Origin of the sequence: Pseudomonas sp. Snoq117.2 (assembly GCF_900110545.1) — a bacterium.
GTDB lineage: Bacteria > Pseudomonadota > Gammaproteobacteria > Pseudomonadales > Pseudomonadaceae > Chryseomonas > Chryseomonas benzopyrenica.
Genome location: NZ_FOED01000003.1, coordinates 467,341 through 482,362 on the forward strand (window position 1 = coordinate 467,341; position 15,022 = coordinate 482,362).

The window sequence follows — 15,022 nt, forward strand, 5'->3', positions numbered from 1 at the left end:
CACACACCGCACTCACGACAAGGCCTCCGCCACCGGCCGACGCGCAGCCGTAGGCTTGCTGTCCACCGGCGCCTCGACGATGGCTTCGGCCACCAGCTCGGCGATGTCCTTGATCTCCGGACGCGGGGCGACCACGCCTTCCAGCATCAGGGTGCACTGGGGGCAGCCCACGGCCACCAGCTCGGCGCCGGTTTCCTGGATGTCGGCCATGCGCATGTCGGGAATCCGCTGCTTGCCGGGGATGTCGGTGATGGGCGCACCACCGCCACCGCCGCAGCAACGCGAACGGAAGCCGGAACGCTCCATCTCCTTGACCGCGATGCCCAGCGCCTTGAGTACCGCGCGCGGCGCCTCGTACTCGCCGTTGTAGCGGCCCAGGTAGCAGGGATCGTGATAGGTGATGGTGGCGCCCTGCTCGGCCAGGGCATGCTGCCCGAGATGCAGGGAGCCACGGCTGAGCAGGGTCTCGATGAAGGTGCTGTGGTGCTGCACCTGGTAGTGGCCACCCAGATCGCCGTATTCGTTCTTGAGCATGTGGAAGCTGTGGGGATCGCAGGAGACGATGGTCTGGAAGCGATACTGGCTCAGGGTCTCGATGTTGCGCTTGGCCAGTTGCTGGAAGGTGGCCTCGTCACCCAGACGGCGGGCCACGTCGCCGCTGTCGCGTTCTTCCAGGCCGAGCACGGCGAAGTCCACCTTGGCCGCCTTGAGCACCTTGACGAAGGCGCGCAGGGTGCGCTGGTTGCGCATGTCGAAGGCGCCGTCGCCGACCCAGAACAGCACCTCGGCCTGGCCCTTGTCCTTCATCAGCGGCAGGTCCAGGTCGGCGGCCCAGTTCAGGCGACCACCGGGAGCGAAGCCGCCGGGGTTGTCGGTGGCGATGAGATTCTCCAGCACCTCGGCGCCCTTGTTCGGCGTCTCGCCGCGCTCCAGGGTCAGGTGACGGCGCATGTCGACGATGGCATCGACGTGCTCGATCATCATCGGGCATTCCTCGACGCAGGCACGGCAGGTGGTGCAGGACCAGAGGGTCTCGGCGTCCACCAGGGCCTTGCCCTGACGCGCGACGATGGGCAGGTGCGGGCCGCCGGCATGTTCACCGACCGGCTTGCCCGGATAGGGCGAGCCGAAATAACGGGCATCGCTGCCACCCTTGAGGCCGACCACCATGTCCTGGATCAGCTTCTTGGGGTTGAGCGGCTGGCCGGCGGCGAAGGCCGGGCACATGGCTTCGCAACGGCCGCACTGGACGCAGGCGTCGAAACCGAGCAGCTGGTTCCAGGTGAAGTCGGCGGGCTTTTCCACGCCCAGCGGCGCCTTGGGATCGTGCAGGTTCAGGGCCTTGAGGCCGCTGGAGCGGGCGGCGCTGGCATTGTGCGGCGTGCTGAAGCGCTCGGCGCGGCGGTGCCAGGCCAGGTGCAGGGCACCGGCGAAGGCGTGCTTGATGGGGCCGCCCCAGGTCATGCCGAGGAACATCTCGGATACGCCCCAGGCCACGCCGACCGCCAGGACCGCGGCCAGAATCCAGCCGCCAAAGCCTTCCGGCAGGATACCGGCGACCGGCAGGGTGGCGATGAAGAAGCTTGCGGCAAAGGCCAGCAGGCTCTTGGGCAGACGCATCCAGGGGCCCTTGGACAGCCGCGCCGGCGGATCGCGACGGCGCTTGGCGACGAACAGGGCGCCGGTGAACATGCAGGCGGTGGCCGCCAGCAGCGCCCAGCCGAGGATGCGGCTGTGCAGGCCGAAGCCGTGCACCAGGATGGCCAGCAGGGCCGCCAGGACGAAGCCGCCAGCAGTGGCCACGTGGGTCTTGGAGATGTACTTGTCGCGGTCGACCACGTGGTGCAGATCCACCAGGTAGCGCCGCGGCATCTTCAACAGCCCGCCGAGCCAGTCGACCTCGGCCGGACGCCCTTGTCGCCAGAGACTGAAACGCCGCACGGCGCCGATCACGGTGAGGGCCAGGGCGGCGAAGAGCAGGATGGGGAGGATGGTGTTCAACATCGATCTATCCTCACAGGGCGGGCCCCGCAGGCGCGGCCGGGGTAGCGAAGCGCCGGGGGCCGCAGAAGGTGAGCTATCGCGGCCATGGGCCGCTCCTACGAGGTACGTTCGGAGCCTGTAGGAGCGGCCCATGGCCGCGAATTTTCGAGCAGCGATTAGGCCGTCTTAGAAGTCCTTGCACAGGCGCAGGGCATCGTAGATGGCGGCGTGGGTGTTGCGCTGGGCCACGCAGTCGCCGATCCGGTAGAGCAGGTAGCCATTGCCGGTCTCGCCGAGCGCCGGCTGCGGCTCGATGGCGAACAGCGCCTCGATGTCCATCTGGCCCTTGTTGCGCGAGTCTTCCTTGAGGGCGTAGTAGAGCCCCTCGTCCGGCCGTACGCCGTTCTCAATGACGACCTGGTCGACCACGCGCTCCTCGCGGGCGCCGGTGTATTCGTTCTCCAGTACCGCGATCTTCTTGTCGCCCTCGGCGTAGACCTTTTCCAGCATCAGGTCGCCGGTCATGATCACTTCCTTGGGATAGAGGCTGCGGTAGTAGGTCGGGAAGGTGGTCCCGCCAATGGCCACGCCCGGCTTGATGTCGTCGGTGACGATTTCCACCTGGGCGCCCTTGTCGGCCAGGTAGTCGGCCACGGACATGCCGGTGAATTCGCAGATGGTGTCGTACACCAGCACATTCTTGCCCGGCTCGACCTTGCCCGAGAGGATGTCCCAGCTGCTGACGACCAGGCCCTCGGCGGCATGCCAGTGATCGACCTGCTCCAGGAAGGGATGGCCGCCGTTGGCCAGGATGACGATATCCGGCCGCAGGTCGAGGATGGTCGCCGGATCGGCAGCGGTGCCCAGGCGCAGGTCGATGCCCAGGCGCGTCAGCTCCAGCTGGTACCAGCGGGTGATGCCGGCGATCTGGTCGCGCTGCGGGGCGCGGGAGGCCAGGGTGATCTGGCCACCGAGCTGCTCCTGCTTCTCGAACAGGGTGACGTCATGGCCGCGCTCGGCCGAGACGCGGGCGGCCTCCATGCCGGCGGGACCGCCGCCAACGACGACCACCTTGCGCTTGGGTCCGGTGGACTTCTCGATGATGTGCGGCAGGCCCATGTATTCGCGGCTGGTGGCGGCGTTCTGGATGCACAGCACGTCCAGGCCGTTGTACTGGCGGTCGATGCAGTAGTTGGCGCCGACGCACTGACGGATCTGGTCGATCTGGCCCATCTTGATCTTGGTGATCAGGTGCGGGTCGGCCATGTGCGCACGGGTCATGCCGACCATGTCGACATAGCCGCCCTCCAGGATGCGGGTGGCCTGGTTCGGGTCCTTGATGTTCTGGGCGTGCAGCACCGGCACGTTGACCACTTCCTTGATGCCCGCCGCCAGGTGCAGGAAGGGCTCCGGCGGATAGGTCATGTTGGGGATGACGTTGGCCAGGGTGTTGTGGGTGTCGCAACCCGAGCCGACCACACCGATGAAGTCGAGCATGCCGGTGTCGCTGTAGTACTTGGCGATCTGCTTCATGTCGTCGTGGGACAGGCCGTCCGGGTGGAATTCGTCGCCGGTGATGCGCATGCCGACGCAGAAGTCGTCACCGACCTCGGCGCGCACGGCCTTGAGCACCTCCATGCCGAATCTCATGCGGTTCTCGAAGCTGCCACCCCATTCGTCGGTGCGCTTGTTGACCCGCGGCGACCAGAACTGGTCGATCATGTGCTGGTGCACGGCGGACAGCTCGACGCCGTCCAGGCCGCCGGCCTTGGCCCGGCGCGCGGCCTGGGCGAAGTTGCCGATCACCCGCCAGATCTCTTCCGGCTCGATGGTCTTGCACGTGGCCCGGTGCACGGGCTCGCGGATGCCCGACGGCGACATCAGGGTCGGCCAGTGGCCGCCGTCCCAGCGCGAACGGCGCCCCATGTGGGTGATCTGGATCATGATCTTGGCGCCGTGCTTGTGCATGGCGTCGGCCAGATTCTGGAAGTGCGGAATGATGCGGTCGGTGGAGAGATTGACCGAACTCCACCAGTGCTGCGGGCTGTCGATGGCGACCACCGAGGAACCCCCGCAGATGGCCAGGCCGATGCCGCCCTTGGCCTTCTCTTCGTAATACTTGACGTATCTGTCGGTGGTCATGCCGCCGTCGGTGGCGTAGACCTCGGCGTGAGCCGTGGACAGCACGCGGTTGCGGATGGTGAGCTTGCCGATCTGGATCGGCTGGAACATTGCTTCGAAGGCCATGACCTTCTCCTCGATCGGCTGGTGCGCGGTCTTGAGCCGCGCTCTTGCTCTGGGGGGTGTCGCTGGGGTGGCGGCGAGCGGGTCGCTGGCCACCTGGGGGCGGGGCGTTATTTCGGCCGGGTGACGAACAGGCCGTCGTCGTGGCCTTCTTCGGAACCGCTGTATTCCTGGACGGTGACGGTGCGGATGGCACTGCCCTTGGCGGCCAGGATCTGGTCGATGGCGCCGGAGAACCAGCCGGTGAACATGTAGTCCACCTTGCGATTGACCTTGCCGTAGACGTAGACGAAAGCGGAATGCTTGAGCTTGACCTCGGCGTAGCCGGTGTCCAGGTCGAGCTTCTGGGTCTCGAACAGGCCCCAACCGCGCTGCGACAGGCGCTTCATGTAGTGCTCGAACACCGCGGCGCCGTGGATGCCATGGCACTCGGCTTCCTTCTCGCACCAGTGCCAGGCGGACTTGTAGCCGGCCTTGTAGAGGATCTCGGCGTACTTGTCGGCGCCCAGGACTTCTTCGATGCCCATGTGGTTGTTGACGAAGAAGTGCCGGGGTACGTACAGCATCGGCAGGGCGTCGGTGGTCCAGACGCCGGTTTCGTCGTCGACCTGGATGGGCATTTCGGGGGCGTGGCTGGCCATGTGTGGAGCTCCGATTCGCTAATACGTATCTAAAAAAAGGTGTGGGTGAATGCCTGTGGAGCCGTAGCGAGCGCGCCGCTGGCAAGGAGCCCCGCTGTGCCAGGTGAGAGCAGTACCGAGGTACGGCGAACCTGGCGCGAGGACGCGACGCCGCTAGCGGTGTGCGCAGTAGGCTCCAGAGGTATTCACTACTCGCCCCAGACTTCGCCGAGGATGCGCATCCAGTTCTCGCCCATGACCTTGCGCACGGTGCGCTCGGGCATGCCGCGCTTGAGCAGGGTCTCGGTCAGGTTGGGGAATTCGCCCACGGTGCGGATGCCCAGCGGGTTGACGATCTTGCCGAAGTTGGTCAGGCGACGGGCGTAGCCCTTGTCGTGGGTCAGCCACTCGAAGAAGTCATGGCCGTGACCCTGGGTGAAGTCGGTGCCGATGCCGATGGAGTCTTCGCCCACCAGGTTCATCACGTACTTGATGGCTTCGGCGTAGTCGTCGATGGTCGAGTCGATGCCCTTGGCCAGGAAGGGAGCGAACATGGTCACGCCGACGAAGCCGCCGTGATCGGCGATGAACTTGAGCTCTTCGTCCGACTTGTTGCGCGGATGCTCCTTGAGGCCGGACGGCAGGCAGTGGGAGTAGCAGACCGGCTTCTTGGATTCGAGGATGACTTCCTCGCTGGTCTTGGAGCCGACGTGGGAGAGGTCGCACATGATGCCGACGCGGTTCATCTCGGCGACGATCTCGCGACCGAAGCCGGACAGGCCGCCGTCACGCTCGTAGCAACCGGTGCCCACCAGGTTCTGGGTGTTGTAGCACATCTGCACGATGCCCACGCCGAGCTGCTTGAAGATCTCGACGTAGCCGATCTGGTCTTCGAAGGCATGGGCGTTCTGGAAGCCGAACAGGATGCCGGTCTTGCCTTGGGCCTTGGCCTGGCGGATCTCGGCGGTGGTGCGCACCTGGACCACCAGGTCGCTGCACTCGCGGATCAGCTTCTGGCTCGCCGCGATGTTGTTGACCGTCGCCTGGAAGCCCTCCCATACCGAGACGGTGCAGTTGGCGGCGGTCAGGCCACCCTTGCGCATGTCTTCGAAGAGTTCGCGGTTCCACTTGGCGATGATCAGCCCGTCGATGACGATGCTGTCGGCGTGGAGTTCGGTGGCATTCATGACAGGCTCCGGCGTTGGTCTCGCGCCGGAACGGGTGCCGGCGATTCGAGGCCAGCATAGCCCCGGGGTCCTGGCCGACCGGATGCAAAAACGACAGGGGTATCACCAGAAGCGTCAGGCCAGGGTCGCGCTACCGGTCAGCGACCGCGGCGAGCTCGCCCGCCGACAGCCGGCCCTCGCGGCGAGGCCGATCCTCCCGCGGACTCAGGCCGAAGCGCTGGCGGTAGCAGCGGGAGAAATAGGACGCGGATTCGAAACCGCAGGCCAGGGCCACGTCCAGCACGCTGGCCTCGCCCTGCTGCAGCAGCTGGCGCGCCTGGTCCAGGCGCAGTTGCAGATAGAAGGTGGAGGGGGTCGTCTGCAGATGGAGGCGGAACAGCCGCTCCAGCTGGCGACGGGTCACCTGGATGCCGGCGGCCAGCTCCAGGGTGCCCAGGGGCGTCTCGGTGTGGCGCTCCATCCGCTCCACCACCCGGATCAGCTTCCGATTGGCGATGCCGTAGCGCTGCGCCACCTGCAGCCGCTGGTGCTCGCGCGGCGGGCGGATGCGCCCGAGCACGAATTGCTCGGAGACCTGCACCGCCAGCTCGCTGCCGTGGCTGCGGCCGATCAGCTCCAGCAGCAGATCGAGGCTGGCCGTGCCGCCGGCGCAGGTGATGCGGCCGCGGTCGATCTCGAACAGCTCGCCGGTTACCTCAAGCTGCGGCCAGGCTTCGCGAAAGGCCGCCACCGCCTCCCAGTGCAGGGTGACCCGGTGGCCTTCCAGCAGCCCAGCGCGGGCCAGCACCAGGGCACCGGTGTCGATGCCGCCCAGGGGATGGCCGTGGCGGGCGACCTGGCGCAGCCAGCGGGCGAGGCCGTCGTCGTAATGGGCCAGGGGCTCGAAACCGGCCACCACGAACAGGGTGGTGCCCGCTTCCAAGGCGTCCAGGCCGCCGTCGACATTGACCGACATGCCGTTGCTGGCAGTCACCGCCGCCCCGTCACGTCCGAGGATGCGCCAGTCATAGCTGCCCGGACGGAATCGATTGGCCACCCGTAAGGGCTCCAGGGTGGCGATGAAGCCCAGGGCGGAAAAGCCGGGCAGCAGGAGAAAGGCAAAGGACTGCGGCATGGGTGGGGCGTCCCCGGTAACGATTGACTTGTGCAAGCAAGAAGGTCGCCAGGGTGCAAATTCAGGTCGTCGGGCTACGCATGCCTGGCAGGCGAGGCGCCTAGGGTAGAAGGCAACCGGCAGTCATCCCCGCCCGCCGCTCCAGGGAGTTCGCCATGCCCAACAAGACCCTCAGCACCACCCTCCTCGTCTGCGGCCTGCTGGCCGCCACCCTCGGCAGCGCCCGCGCCGCCGATCCCGACAGCTGCCAGACCGTACGGATGGGCATCGTCGGCTGGACCGACGTGGTCGCCACCAGTGCCCTAGCCGAGGTCATGCTCGAAGGCCTCGGCTACGGGGTCAAGCCGACCACCGCCTCCCAGCAGATCATCATGGCGGCCATGGGCGACAAGAATCTGGATGTGTTCCTCGGCTACTGGCAGCCGACCATGCAGCCGGTGGTGCAGCCCTTCGTCGACAAGGGCCAGGTCAAGGTGCTGACCCCGCCGCTGCTGGCCGATGCCCAGTCCACCTTCGCGGTGCCCGAGTACGTCTACGAGGGGGGCCTGAAGACCTTTGCCGACATCGCCCGCTTCAAGGACAGGCTCGGCGGCAAGATCTACGGCATCGAGCCGGGCAGCGGCGCCAACCGTGGCACCGCCGAGATGATCAAGACCGACCGCTTCGGCCTCAAGGACTTCCAGCTGGTGGAGTCCAGTGAGGCGGGCATGCTCACCGCCGTGCGCCGGGCCGAGAAACGCAAGGAATGGATCGTCTTTTTCGGCTGGAAGCCGCACCCCATGAATCTACAGATCAAGATGCACTACCTGACCGGCAGCGAAGACGTCTTCGGCCCCAACGAAGGCCAGGCCACGGTCTCGGTGGTGACCACCGCCGACTATCCACAGCGCTGCCCCAACGTCCAGCGCCTGCTCGCCAATCTGCACATGGACAGTGCCGAGGTCAGCGCCGTGATGGCCCCAATCCTGGAACGCACCGCACCCAAGGACGCCGCCCGTGCCTGGCTCAAGAAAAACCCGCAACGCCTCGACGCCTTCCTCCAGGGCGTGACCACCCGCGCTGGCCAGCCCGCCGCTGCTCTCAAGCTCTGATCGCCCAAGGACAGACCCCATGAACACCGATGTCATCGTCACCTGCGCCCTGACCGGCGCCGGTGATACCGTAGGCCGCAATCCCCATGTTCCCGTCACCCCGGCAGAGATCGCCGCAGCCGCCCTGGAGGCCGCCCGCGCCGGCGCCACCGTGGTGCACGCCCATGTGCGCGACCCCGCCACCGGCAAGCCCAGCCGCGACGTGGCCCTCTATCGCGAGGTGGTCGAGCGCATCCGCGAGGCGGACGTCGACATCATCGTCAACCTCACAGCCGGCATGGGCGGTGACCTGGAGATAGGGCCAGGCGAGACACCCACCGACTTCGGCCCCGGCTCGGACCTGGTCGGTCCCCTCACCCGCCTGCTGCACATCGAAGAGTTGCGCCCGGACATCTGTACCCTGGATTGCGGCACCCTCAACTTCGGCGACGGCGACTTCATCTATGTCTCCACCCCCGCGCAACTGCGCGCGGGGGCCAGGCGCATCACCGAACTGGGAGTGAAGGCGGAACTGGAGATCTTCGACACCGGCCATCTCTGGTTCGCCAAGCAGTTGCTCAAGGAAGGCCTGCTGCAGGACCCGCTGTTCCAGCTGTGCCTGGGCATTCCCTGGGGCGCCCCGGCCGACACCGCCACCATGAAGGCCATGGTCGACAACCTGCCGCCGGGCGCCTGCTGGGCAGGTTTCGGCATCGGCCGCATGCAGATGCCCATGGCCGCCCAGGCCATGCTGCTGGGCGGCAACGTGCGCGTCGGCCTGGAAGACAATCTCTGGCTGGACCGGGGCGTCCACGCCACCAACGGCAGCCTGGTGGAGCGGGTCATCCAGATCATCGAACGCCTGGGCGGGCGCGCCCTGAGCCCCGCCGAGGGCCGGACGAAGATGCAGCTGGGAGGTGCCCGATGAGCGCCGTCTTCGCCGCCCTTGGGACCGGCGTGATCGGCGCCGGCTGGATCGCCCGGGCCCTGGCCCGGGGCCTGGAGGTGCGCGCCTGGGATCCGGCGCCCGGCGCCGAAGCCGCCCTGCGCACCCGCCTGGCCAATGCCTGGCCGGCGCTGGAGGCCCAGGGCCTGGCGCCCGGTGCCAGCCTGGACCGCCTGACGTTCCATACCGATCTGGACGCCGCGGTCGCCAGCGCCGACGTCATCCAGGAAAGCGCCCCCGAACGCCTGGAGCTCAAGCGCGAACTGCATGCCCGGGTCAGTCGTGCGGCGCGACCCGACGCCCTGATCTGCTCCAGCACCTCGGGGCTGCTGCCCAGCGATTTCTATGCCGAAGCCCTGCACCCCGAGCGCTGCCTGGTGGGCCACCCGTTCAATCCGGTCTATCTGCTGCCGCTGGTGGAGGTGGTGGGCGGCAGCCAGACCTCGACGGCCAACCTGGCGCGCGCCGAGGCCTTCTATCGCGAGCTGGGTATGCGGCCGCTGCGGGTGCGCAAGGAGGTGCCTGGCTTCATTGCCGACCGCCTGCTCGAAGCCCTGTGGCGCGAGGCCCTGCACCTGGTCAACGACGGGGTCGCCACCACCGGCGAGATCGACGACGCCATCCGCTACGGCGCCGGCCTGCGCTGGTCGTTCATGGGCACCTTCCTTACCTACACCCTGGCCGGCGGGCCGGCGGGCATGCGCCACTTCATGCAGCAATTCGGCCCGGCGCTGAAGCTGCCCTGGACCTATCTGGACGCTCCGGAGCTGACCGACGACCTGATCGACGCCGTGGTCGAGGGCACCCAGGCCCAGCAGGGCGACCTGGAACTGGCGGCGCTGGAGCGCTATCGCGACGACTGCCTGCTGGCGGTGCAGGCGGCCATTGCCGGATGCAAGGCGCGCCACGGCATCTTGGATTAGGAGCGGTCATGATCATCCACCGTACTTCGGTCGCCTCCGAGTGGGTCGACTACAACGGCCACCTGCGCGACGCCTACTACCTGCTGATCTTCAGCCATGCCACCGACGCCCTGATGGACGCCATGGGCCTGGACGCCGCCGGTCGTGCGGCCAGCGGGCACTCCTTGTTCACCCTGGAATGCCACCTGAATTTCCTCCACGAGGTGAAGGCGGACGCCCAATTGGAGGTGCGGGTGAGGTTCCTGGCCCTGGACGCCAAGCGCCTGCACCTGCATTTCGGCCTCCATCACCAGGGGCAGGCTGAGCTGCTGGCCGCCTCCGAGCAGCTGCTCCTGCACGTCCACCTGGACGGCCCCCGTTCCGCGCCCTTCGCGCCGCGGATGCACGACTGGCTGGCGACCCGGCTGGCGGCGCAGCGGGACGAGCCCTGGCCGGAGCACGTCGGGCGGGTCATCGGCCTGCCCCCATCCCGGCGATGAGAACACCACCGCTGTCCGCGGACATGGCCGCCTTCGTCGCGGCCAGCCAGGCCTTCGCCACCCAGGATCCGGACATCACCGCCCAGCGCCAGGCCTATGCCCGGCTCTGCGCGGCCCTGGCGCCAGCGGAGTACCAGGGGCTGGCAATCAGCGATCACCGTGCCGATGGGGTACCGCTGCGGCTGGTGGCGCCACTGAACGCCCGCGCCAACCACCCCGCCCTGCTCTATCTGCACGGCGGAGGCTGGATGCTCGGCGATATGGATTCCCACGGCTTTCTCGCGGCGCGCCTGGTGCGGCAACTGGGGCTGGCGGTACTGCTGGTGGACTATCGCCTGGCACCGGAGCATCCCTATCCTGCGGCCCTGGACGATGCCCGGCGGGCCTGGGACTGGCTGCAACGTGAGGCTCAGGCACTGGGGTTGGACGAGCGCCGGCTGGCGGTGGCCGGTGACAGTGCCGGCGGCAATCTCGCCGCGGCCCTGTGCCTGGCGCTGCGCCAACAAGGTCGTGCCCAGCCGCGGGCCCAGGTACTGATCTATCCCGCGCTGACGGATCGGGTGCTGCCCAGCGAGCGCCATCAGGCCCAGGCACCGCTGCTGAGCGCGACCGACTGGCGGGCTTGTCTGGATGCCTATCTGCCCCGCCCGGAAGATCGCCGGGATCCCCTCGCCTTGCCGCTGCAGGCTGACGCTTTCAGCGGGCTTGCACCCGCCCTGGTCGCCGTGGCGCGGCGCGATCCTCTGGCTGACCACGGCCGCGCCTATGCTGCCGCCCTGCGCGCGGCGGGTAACTCCTGTCGGCTGTGGGAGGGCGCCGGCCTGCTGCACGGTGCACTGCGCGCCCAGGGCCGGCGCGCCGAAGCCCTGCGCTGTGCCCTGGAGCGCTTTCTCGGCGGCGAACTGGGCTTGGTACCCGCGGCCAACCTGTCAAAAGACAAAAAAAAACCTCAACCGCTGGAGACGGAAGAGGTTCAAACGCCCTGATGGGCCTCAGTGTGTAACCGTGGATTGCTCGCTCTGGAAGCGAACAACCGCAAAATATCGTGGATAGGGCGCATTCTAACGGCGAACGTCGGTTTTGACCCTGCGGCAGATTGTCCAGGCAGGGCGTCGTAATAAACCTACATTGCCTGGCTGGCCGGCGAGGCGCTTTCCAAAAACGACATCGGGCTATGCGGCGACGCCAGCCCGGCTTGCCCTCTGCGACGCCAATGGGAGAATCCAGGCATTCCACCTGAGAGGGCAGTGCCATGATGATCGCCGACTTGATCGACCAGGACGACTTCCGCGACCGCCTGCGTGCGCTGGGTTTCAACGTGACGCCCGCGGCAACTGCGGACGAAGCCTGTCGGCAGGCCGTGACCGGGCTCAACCAGGAGCGTGCCCAGGCCCTGCGCCAGCTGATCCAGGAATTGCTGTCCGGCAGCGCGGCGCTGCTGCCGGCGGTGCGCCAGGCCATCGACCAGCAATTGCTGCCGGCCCTGGCCCCGACGCGTGCCTAGCGAACGCTAGGACCGCAGCAGACTCAGCCGGCCCAGCAGCGGCAGCCGTCCCAGGCCCCGCAAAGGGGGTGTCAGCAGGCGCTCGCCCTGGCGGGCAAAGGCGGCGGCCAGTGGCGTGTGCAGGCCCAGGCTGATCACACCCAAGGCCAGGGCCAGCCCGCCGATGTAATCATCCGAGCCCCAGTGGGCGCCGGCCACCAGCCGCGGCAGCATGAACAGCACCGCCAGCGCAGCCACCACCAGGCGGCGTCCGCCGCGGGTGAAGTGCGCCATGAACAGCGCCCAGAGCAGCAGCACCGAGGCGTGGTCGCCGGGAAAGCTGGCGCCGGACCTGTCCTTCAATTCCCAGCCGTGCTCCAGCCCGGGAAAGCGATCGCTGAGCAGATAGGCGCCCGGGAGCACGTCGGACGGGCTGGAATGCTGCAGGCCCCAGGCTTCGATGCCCTTGGTCAGCAAGGTCCGCACGATCAGCAGGATCACCAGCAGGCCGATGAAGGTCGCCAGCGCCGGCCGTACCTGATGGGTCGGATAGGCCCAGCCGCCGCGAACCAGCAAGGCCAGCAGTACCAAGCCGACCAGGGCATCCACTGGCCGCAAGCTGAAGAAGGTCCAGAGATAGAGCCAGCCGGTGGAATGCGCCAGAGGGGCATTGAGGGCGTGAAATAGCCCGGCATCGAACGCCAGCAACTGGGTACGAACGGTGGGAATGAGCCAGAGCAGCAGCAGGCCCAGGGCCAGAGCCTGGCACATCGCCAGGCGACGCCACTGCCAGGAGGCGGTGAAGAGGGGAGCGTTCATCGAGGTCTCTTTTCACGAAAATTTCACGAATAGACCGACTCGACCTCGATGACGTCACACTTTGTTACAGCCAGATGACGCAACACTCCTTTGCGATCATCGACTCAACCAAAGAAGGCCAGCGCTTCTGCCACGACCAGATCCGGTAATTCCTCCGCCAGGTAATGGCCACCCGGCAAGGCGCAACCACTGACCTGGGTGGCCACCTGACGCCATTCGGCCAGTGGATCGAAGCAGAGCCCGACAGTGCCTTCGGCGCCCCAGAGCACGCGGAGTGGCAGCTCCAGCCGGCGCCCGGCATCCAGGTCGGCCTGGTCGTGCTCCAGGTCGATCCCGGCACTGGCGCGGTAGTCCTCGCAGATGCCCCGGGCGGTGCCAGGCAGGCTCAGGCAGCGCAGGTATTCGGCCAGCACTTCCGGTGGAAAGGGGGCCAGGCCGGCACTGCGCGTACCCATCACGCCCTTGAGATAGCCTTCCGGATCGGCTTCGATCAACCGCTCGGGCAACGGCGCCGGGCGGATCAGGAAGAACCAGTGCCAATAGGCCCGGGCGAAGGCCTCGTCGGTCTGCCGATACATGGCCAGGGTCGGCGCGATGTCCAGCAGCATCAGCCGCTCCACCGCCGCGGGATGATCCAGCGCCAGGCGATGGGCGACCCGGGCGCCGCGGTCGTGGGCCAGTACGGCGAAGCGGTCGTGACCCAGCAGGCGCATCAGCGCGACGTTATCCCCCGCCAGGGTGCGCTTGCTGTAGGCCTCCGTGCCCGCGTCGGGCTTGGCGCTGTCGCCATAGCCGCGCAGATCGGCGGCCACCAGGGTAAAGCGCTCGGCCAGCCGCGGCGCCACCTTATGCCACATCACATGGGTCTGGGGATGGCCGTGGAGCAGCAGCAGCGCAGGCCCCTGACCGCCGACGCGGTAATTGATCTCGACGCCGCCGACGTTCAGCCGCCGCTGTTCGAAGCCCGCAAAGAGGCCGTCCATCTCAGGCCAGAGCCGCGGCGATGGCCTGACCCAGGCTCTCAGTGTTGCCCTGGCCGCCGAGGTCGCGGGTCAGGGGCGCCTGTTCGGGACCCTGGCGCAGCACGGCCTCGATGGCCGCCACCACGGCAGCGCCGGCGTCGGCATGGCCGAGATGCTCCAGCATCATGGCGCCACACCAGATCTGGCCGATGGGATTGGCGATGCCGCGGCCGGCGATGTCCGGCGCCGAGCCGTGCACCGGCTCGAACAGACTGGGGAAATTGCGTTCCGGGTTGATGTTGGCCGAAGGCGCGATACCGATGGTGCCGGTGCAGGCCGGGCCCAGGTCGGAGAGGATGTCGCCGAACAGGTTGCTGGCCACCACCACGTCGAACCAGTCCGGGTGCAGGACGAAGTTGGCGGTGAGGATGTCGATGTGGAACTTGTCCACCGCCACGTCCGGATAGGCCTTGCCCATCTCCTCCACGCGCTTGTCCCACCAGGGCATGGTGATGGCGATGCCATTGGACTTGGTGGCCGAGGTCAGCTTCTTGCGTGGCCGCTGCTGGGCCAGATCGAAGGCGAACTTGAGGATGCGGTCGGTGCCGTGGCGGGTCATGATCGTTTCCTGGATCACCACCTCGCGTTCGGTGCCTTCGAACATGATGCCGCCGACACTGGAGTACTCGCCCTCGGTGTTCTCGCGCACCACATAGAAGTCGATGTCGCCCGGCTGGCGATTAGCCAGGGGCGCCTTGACCCCGGGCATCAGCCGGCAGGGCCGCAGGTTGACGTACTGGTCGAAGCGGCGGCGGAATTGCAGCAGCGAGCCCCAGAGGGAGATGTGGTCGGGCACCACGTCCGGCCAGCCGACGGCGCCGAAATAGAGGGCATCGTAGTCCTTGAGCGTCTCGAACCAGTCGTCCGGCAACATCTTGCCGTGGGCCTGGTAGTACTCGGCGCTGGCGAAGTCGAAGTGATCCCACTGCAGGGCGATGCCGAAGCGCTGGGCGGCGGCGTCCAGCACGCGGATGCCTTCGGGCATGACTTCCTTGCCGATGCCGTCACCGGCGATGACCGCGATCTTATGGGGCCTGGACGCTTGCATGGCTTTTCTCCGGCAGTCTGGGTGGGATGGACCCAGTGTAGTCTCGCGCGGGAGGCGTACAATCCCGTCGCAGGGAAAGCCATT

The 15,022-nt window shown here is 67.3% G+C and carries 14 protein-coding genes; 6 read left to right on the top strand and 8 right to left on the bottom strand.

The features are described from left to right. Positions 1–12 precede the first annotated feature (12 nt). The 5 genes from dgcB to BMZ43_RS11550 all read right to left on the bottom strand — a co-directional run bounded on the left by dgcB (position 13) and on the right by BMZ43_RS11550 (position 7,148). Positions 13–2,004, bottom strand: a complete 1,992-nt coding sequence (dgcB, locus tag BMZ43_RS11530) for a dimethylglycine demethylation protein DgcB (RefSeq protein ID WP_093253572.1) — start codon at positions 2,002–2,004, stop codon at positions 13–15. A gap of 165 nt (positions 2,005–2,169) precedes the next feature. Continuing rightward, positions 2,170–4,230, bottom strand: coding sequence for a dimethylglycine demethylation protein DgcA (gene dgcA, locus BMZ43_RS11535; RefSeq protein WP_093253577.1), 2,061 nt, complete (start codon positions 4,228–4,230; stop codon positions 2,170–2,172). Between the two features lie 107 nt (positions 4,231–4,337). After that, positions 4,338–4,868, bottom strand: coding sequence for a DUF5943 domain-containing protein (locus BMZ43_RS11540; RefSeq protein WP_007160248.1), 531 nt, complete (start codon positions 4,866–4,868; stop codon positions 4,338–4,340). Positions 4,869–5,056: 188 nt separating this feature from the next. Next, on the bottom strand, positions 5,057–6,034 hold the full coding sequence (locus tag BMZ43_RS11545; protein WP_093253581.1) for a dipeptidase: 978 nt from the start codon (positions 6,032–6,034) through the stop codon (positions 5,057–5,059). Between the two features lie 130 nt (positions 6,035–6,164). Continuing rightward, complete coding sequence (locus BMZ43_RS11550; RefSeq protein ID WP_017641586.1) at positions 6,165–7,148, bottom strand: GlxA family transcriptional regulator; 984 nt, start codon at positions 7,146–7,148, stop codon at positions 6,165–6,167. 155 nt (positions 7,149–7,303) lie between these two features. On the opposite strand from BMZ43_RS11550, the gene choX reads away from it, so the two are divergent. From choX to BMZ43_RS11580, 6 genes are all read left to right on the top strand, one after another. Then, positions 7,304–8,239, top strand: coding sequence for a choline ABC transporter substrate-binding protein (gene choX / locus BMZ43_RS11555; protein ID WP_017641585.1), 936 nt, complete (start codon positions 7,304–7,306; stop codon positions 8,237–8,239). Positions 8,240–8,258: 19 nt separating this feature from the next. After that, positions 8,259–9,146 carry a 3-dehydrocarnitine:acetyl-CoA trimethylamine transferase CdhC gene (locus BMZ43_RS11560; RefSeq protein ID WP_017641584.1) on the top strand — a complete coding sequence of 296 codons (888 nt, stop codon included), beginning with the start codon at positions 8,259–8,261 and terminating at the stop codon, positions 9,144–9,146. Then, positions 9,143–10,087: an L-carnitine dehydrogenase gene (locus tag BMZ43_RS11565; protein WP_017641583.1), complete on the top strand. Its 945-nt coding sequence runs from the start codon at positions 9,143–9,145 to the stop codon at positions 10,085–10,087. Before BMZ43_RS11560 ends, BMZ43_RS11565 begins: the two co-directional genes overlap by 4 nt. An 8-nt stretch (positions 10,088–10,095) precedes the next feature. Beyond that, entirely contained in the window at positions 10,096–10,566 is a 471-nt protein-coding gene (locus BMZ43_RS11570; protein WP_017641582.1) for a thioesterase family protein, read from the top strand. Further along, positions 10,563–11,552 carry an alpha/beta hydrolase gene (locus BMZ43_RS11575; RefSeq protein ID WP_143075255.1) on the top strand — a complete coding sequence of 330 codons (990 nt, stop codon included), beginning with the start codon at positions 10,563–10,565 and terminating at the stop codon, positions 11,550–11,552. The genes BMZ43_RS11570 and BMZ43_RS11575 overlap by 4 nt, the downstream gene beginning before the upstream one ends. Positions 11,553–11,818: 266 nt before the next feature. Then, complete coding sequence (locus BMZ43_RS11580) at positions 11,819–12,070, top strand: hypothetical protein (protein ID WP_093253588.1); 252 nt, start codon at positions 11,819–11,821, stop codon at positions 12,068–12,070. A 6-nt stretch (positions 12,071–12,076) separates the two neighbouring features. On the opposite strand, the gene BMZ43_RS11585 is transcribed toward BMZ43_RS11580, so the two are convergent. From BMZ43_RS11585 to BMZ43_RS11595, 3 genes are all read right to left on the bottom strand, one after another. After that, positions 12,077–12,868: a phosphatase PAP2 family protein gene (locus BMZ43_RS11585; RefSeq protein WP_093253592.1), complete on the bottom strand. Its 792-nt coding sequence runs from the start codon at positions 12,866–12,868 to the stop codon at positions 12,077–12,079. Positions 12,869–12,972: 104 nt separating this feature from the next. Further along, positions 12,973–13,851, bottom strand: coding sequence for an alpha/beta fold hydrolase (locus BMZ43_RS11590; protein WP_093253596.1), 879 nt, complete (start codon positions 13,849–13,851; stop codon positions 12,973–12,975). A 1-nt stretch (position 13,852) separates the two neighbouring features. Continuing rightward, the gene (locus BMZ43_RS11595; RefSeq protein ID WP_093253605.1) at positions 13,853–14,938 is read right to left on the bottom strand and encodes a tartrate dehydrogenase; all 1,086 of its coding nucleotides are present in this window, start codon (positions 14,936–14,938) and stop codon (positions 13,853–13,855) included. Positions 14,939–15,022 lie beyond the last annotated feature (84 nt).

What these genes read in the sequence shown, in the direction of transcription:
- BMZ43_RS11560 (WP_017641584.1), top strand. Translation starts at nt 8,259, where the DNA reads ATGAACACCGATGTCATCGTCACCTGCGCCCTGACCGGCGCCGGTGAT.
- BMZ43_RS11575 (WP_143075255.1), top strand. Translation starts at nt 10,563, where the DNA reads ATGAGAACACCACCGCTGTCCGCGGACATGGCCGCCTTCGTCGCGGCC.
- BMZ43_RS11565 (WP_017641583.1), top strand. Translation starts at nt 9,143, where the DNA reads ATGAGCGCCGTCTTCGCCGCCCTTGGGACCGGCGTGATCGGCGCCGGC.
- BMZ43_RS11590 (WP_093253596.1), bottom strand. Translation starts at nt 13,851, where the DNA reads ATGGACGGCCTCTTTGCGGGCTTCGAACAGCGGCGGCTGAACGTCGGC.
- BMZ43_RS11570 (WP_017641582.1), top strand. Translation starts at nt 10,096, where the DNA reads ATGATCATCCACCGTACTTCGGTCGCCTCCGAGTGGGTCGACTACAAC.
- BMZ43_RS11540 (WP_007160248.1), bottom strand. Translation starts at nt 4,868, where the DNA reads ATGGCCAGCCACGCCCCCGAAATGCCCATCCAGGTCGACGACGAAACC.
- BMZ43_RS11550 (WP_017641586.1), bottom strand. Translation starts at nt 7,148, where the DNA reads ATGCCGCAGTCCTTTGCCTTTCTCCTGCTGCCCGGCTTTTCCGCCCTG.
- BMZ43_RS11580 (WP_093253588.1), top strand. Translation starts at nt 11,819, where the DNA reads ATGATGATCGCCGACTTGATCGACCAGGACGACTTCCGCGACCGCCTG.
- BMZ43_RS11585 (WP_093253592.1), bottom strand. Translation starts at nt 12,868, where the DNA reads ATGAACGCTCCCCTCTTCACCGCCTCCTGGCAGTGGCGTCGCCTGGCG.
- dgcA (WP_093253577.1), bottom strand. Translation starts at nt 4,230, where the DNA reads ATGGCCTTCGAAGCAATGTTCCAGCCGATCCAGATCGGCAAGCTCACC.
- choX (WP_017641585.1), top strand. Translation starts at nt 7,304, where the DNA reads ATGCCCAACAAGACCCTCAGCACCACCCTCCTCGTCTGCGGCCTGCTG.
- BMZ43_RS11545 (WP_093253581.1), bottom strand. Translation starts at nt 6,034, where the DNA reads ATGAATGCCACCGAACTCCACGCCGACAGCATCGTCATCGACGGGCTG.
- dgcB (WP_093253572.1), bottom strand. Translation starts at nt 2,004, where the DNA reads ATGTTGAACACCATCCTCCCCATCCTGCTCTTCGCCGCCCTGGCCCTC.
- BMZ43_RS11595 (WP_093253605.1), bottom strand. Translation starts at nt 14,938, where the DNA reads ATGCAAGCGTCCAGGCCCCATAAGATCGCGGTCATCGCCGGTGACGGC.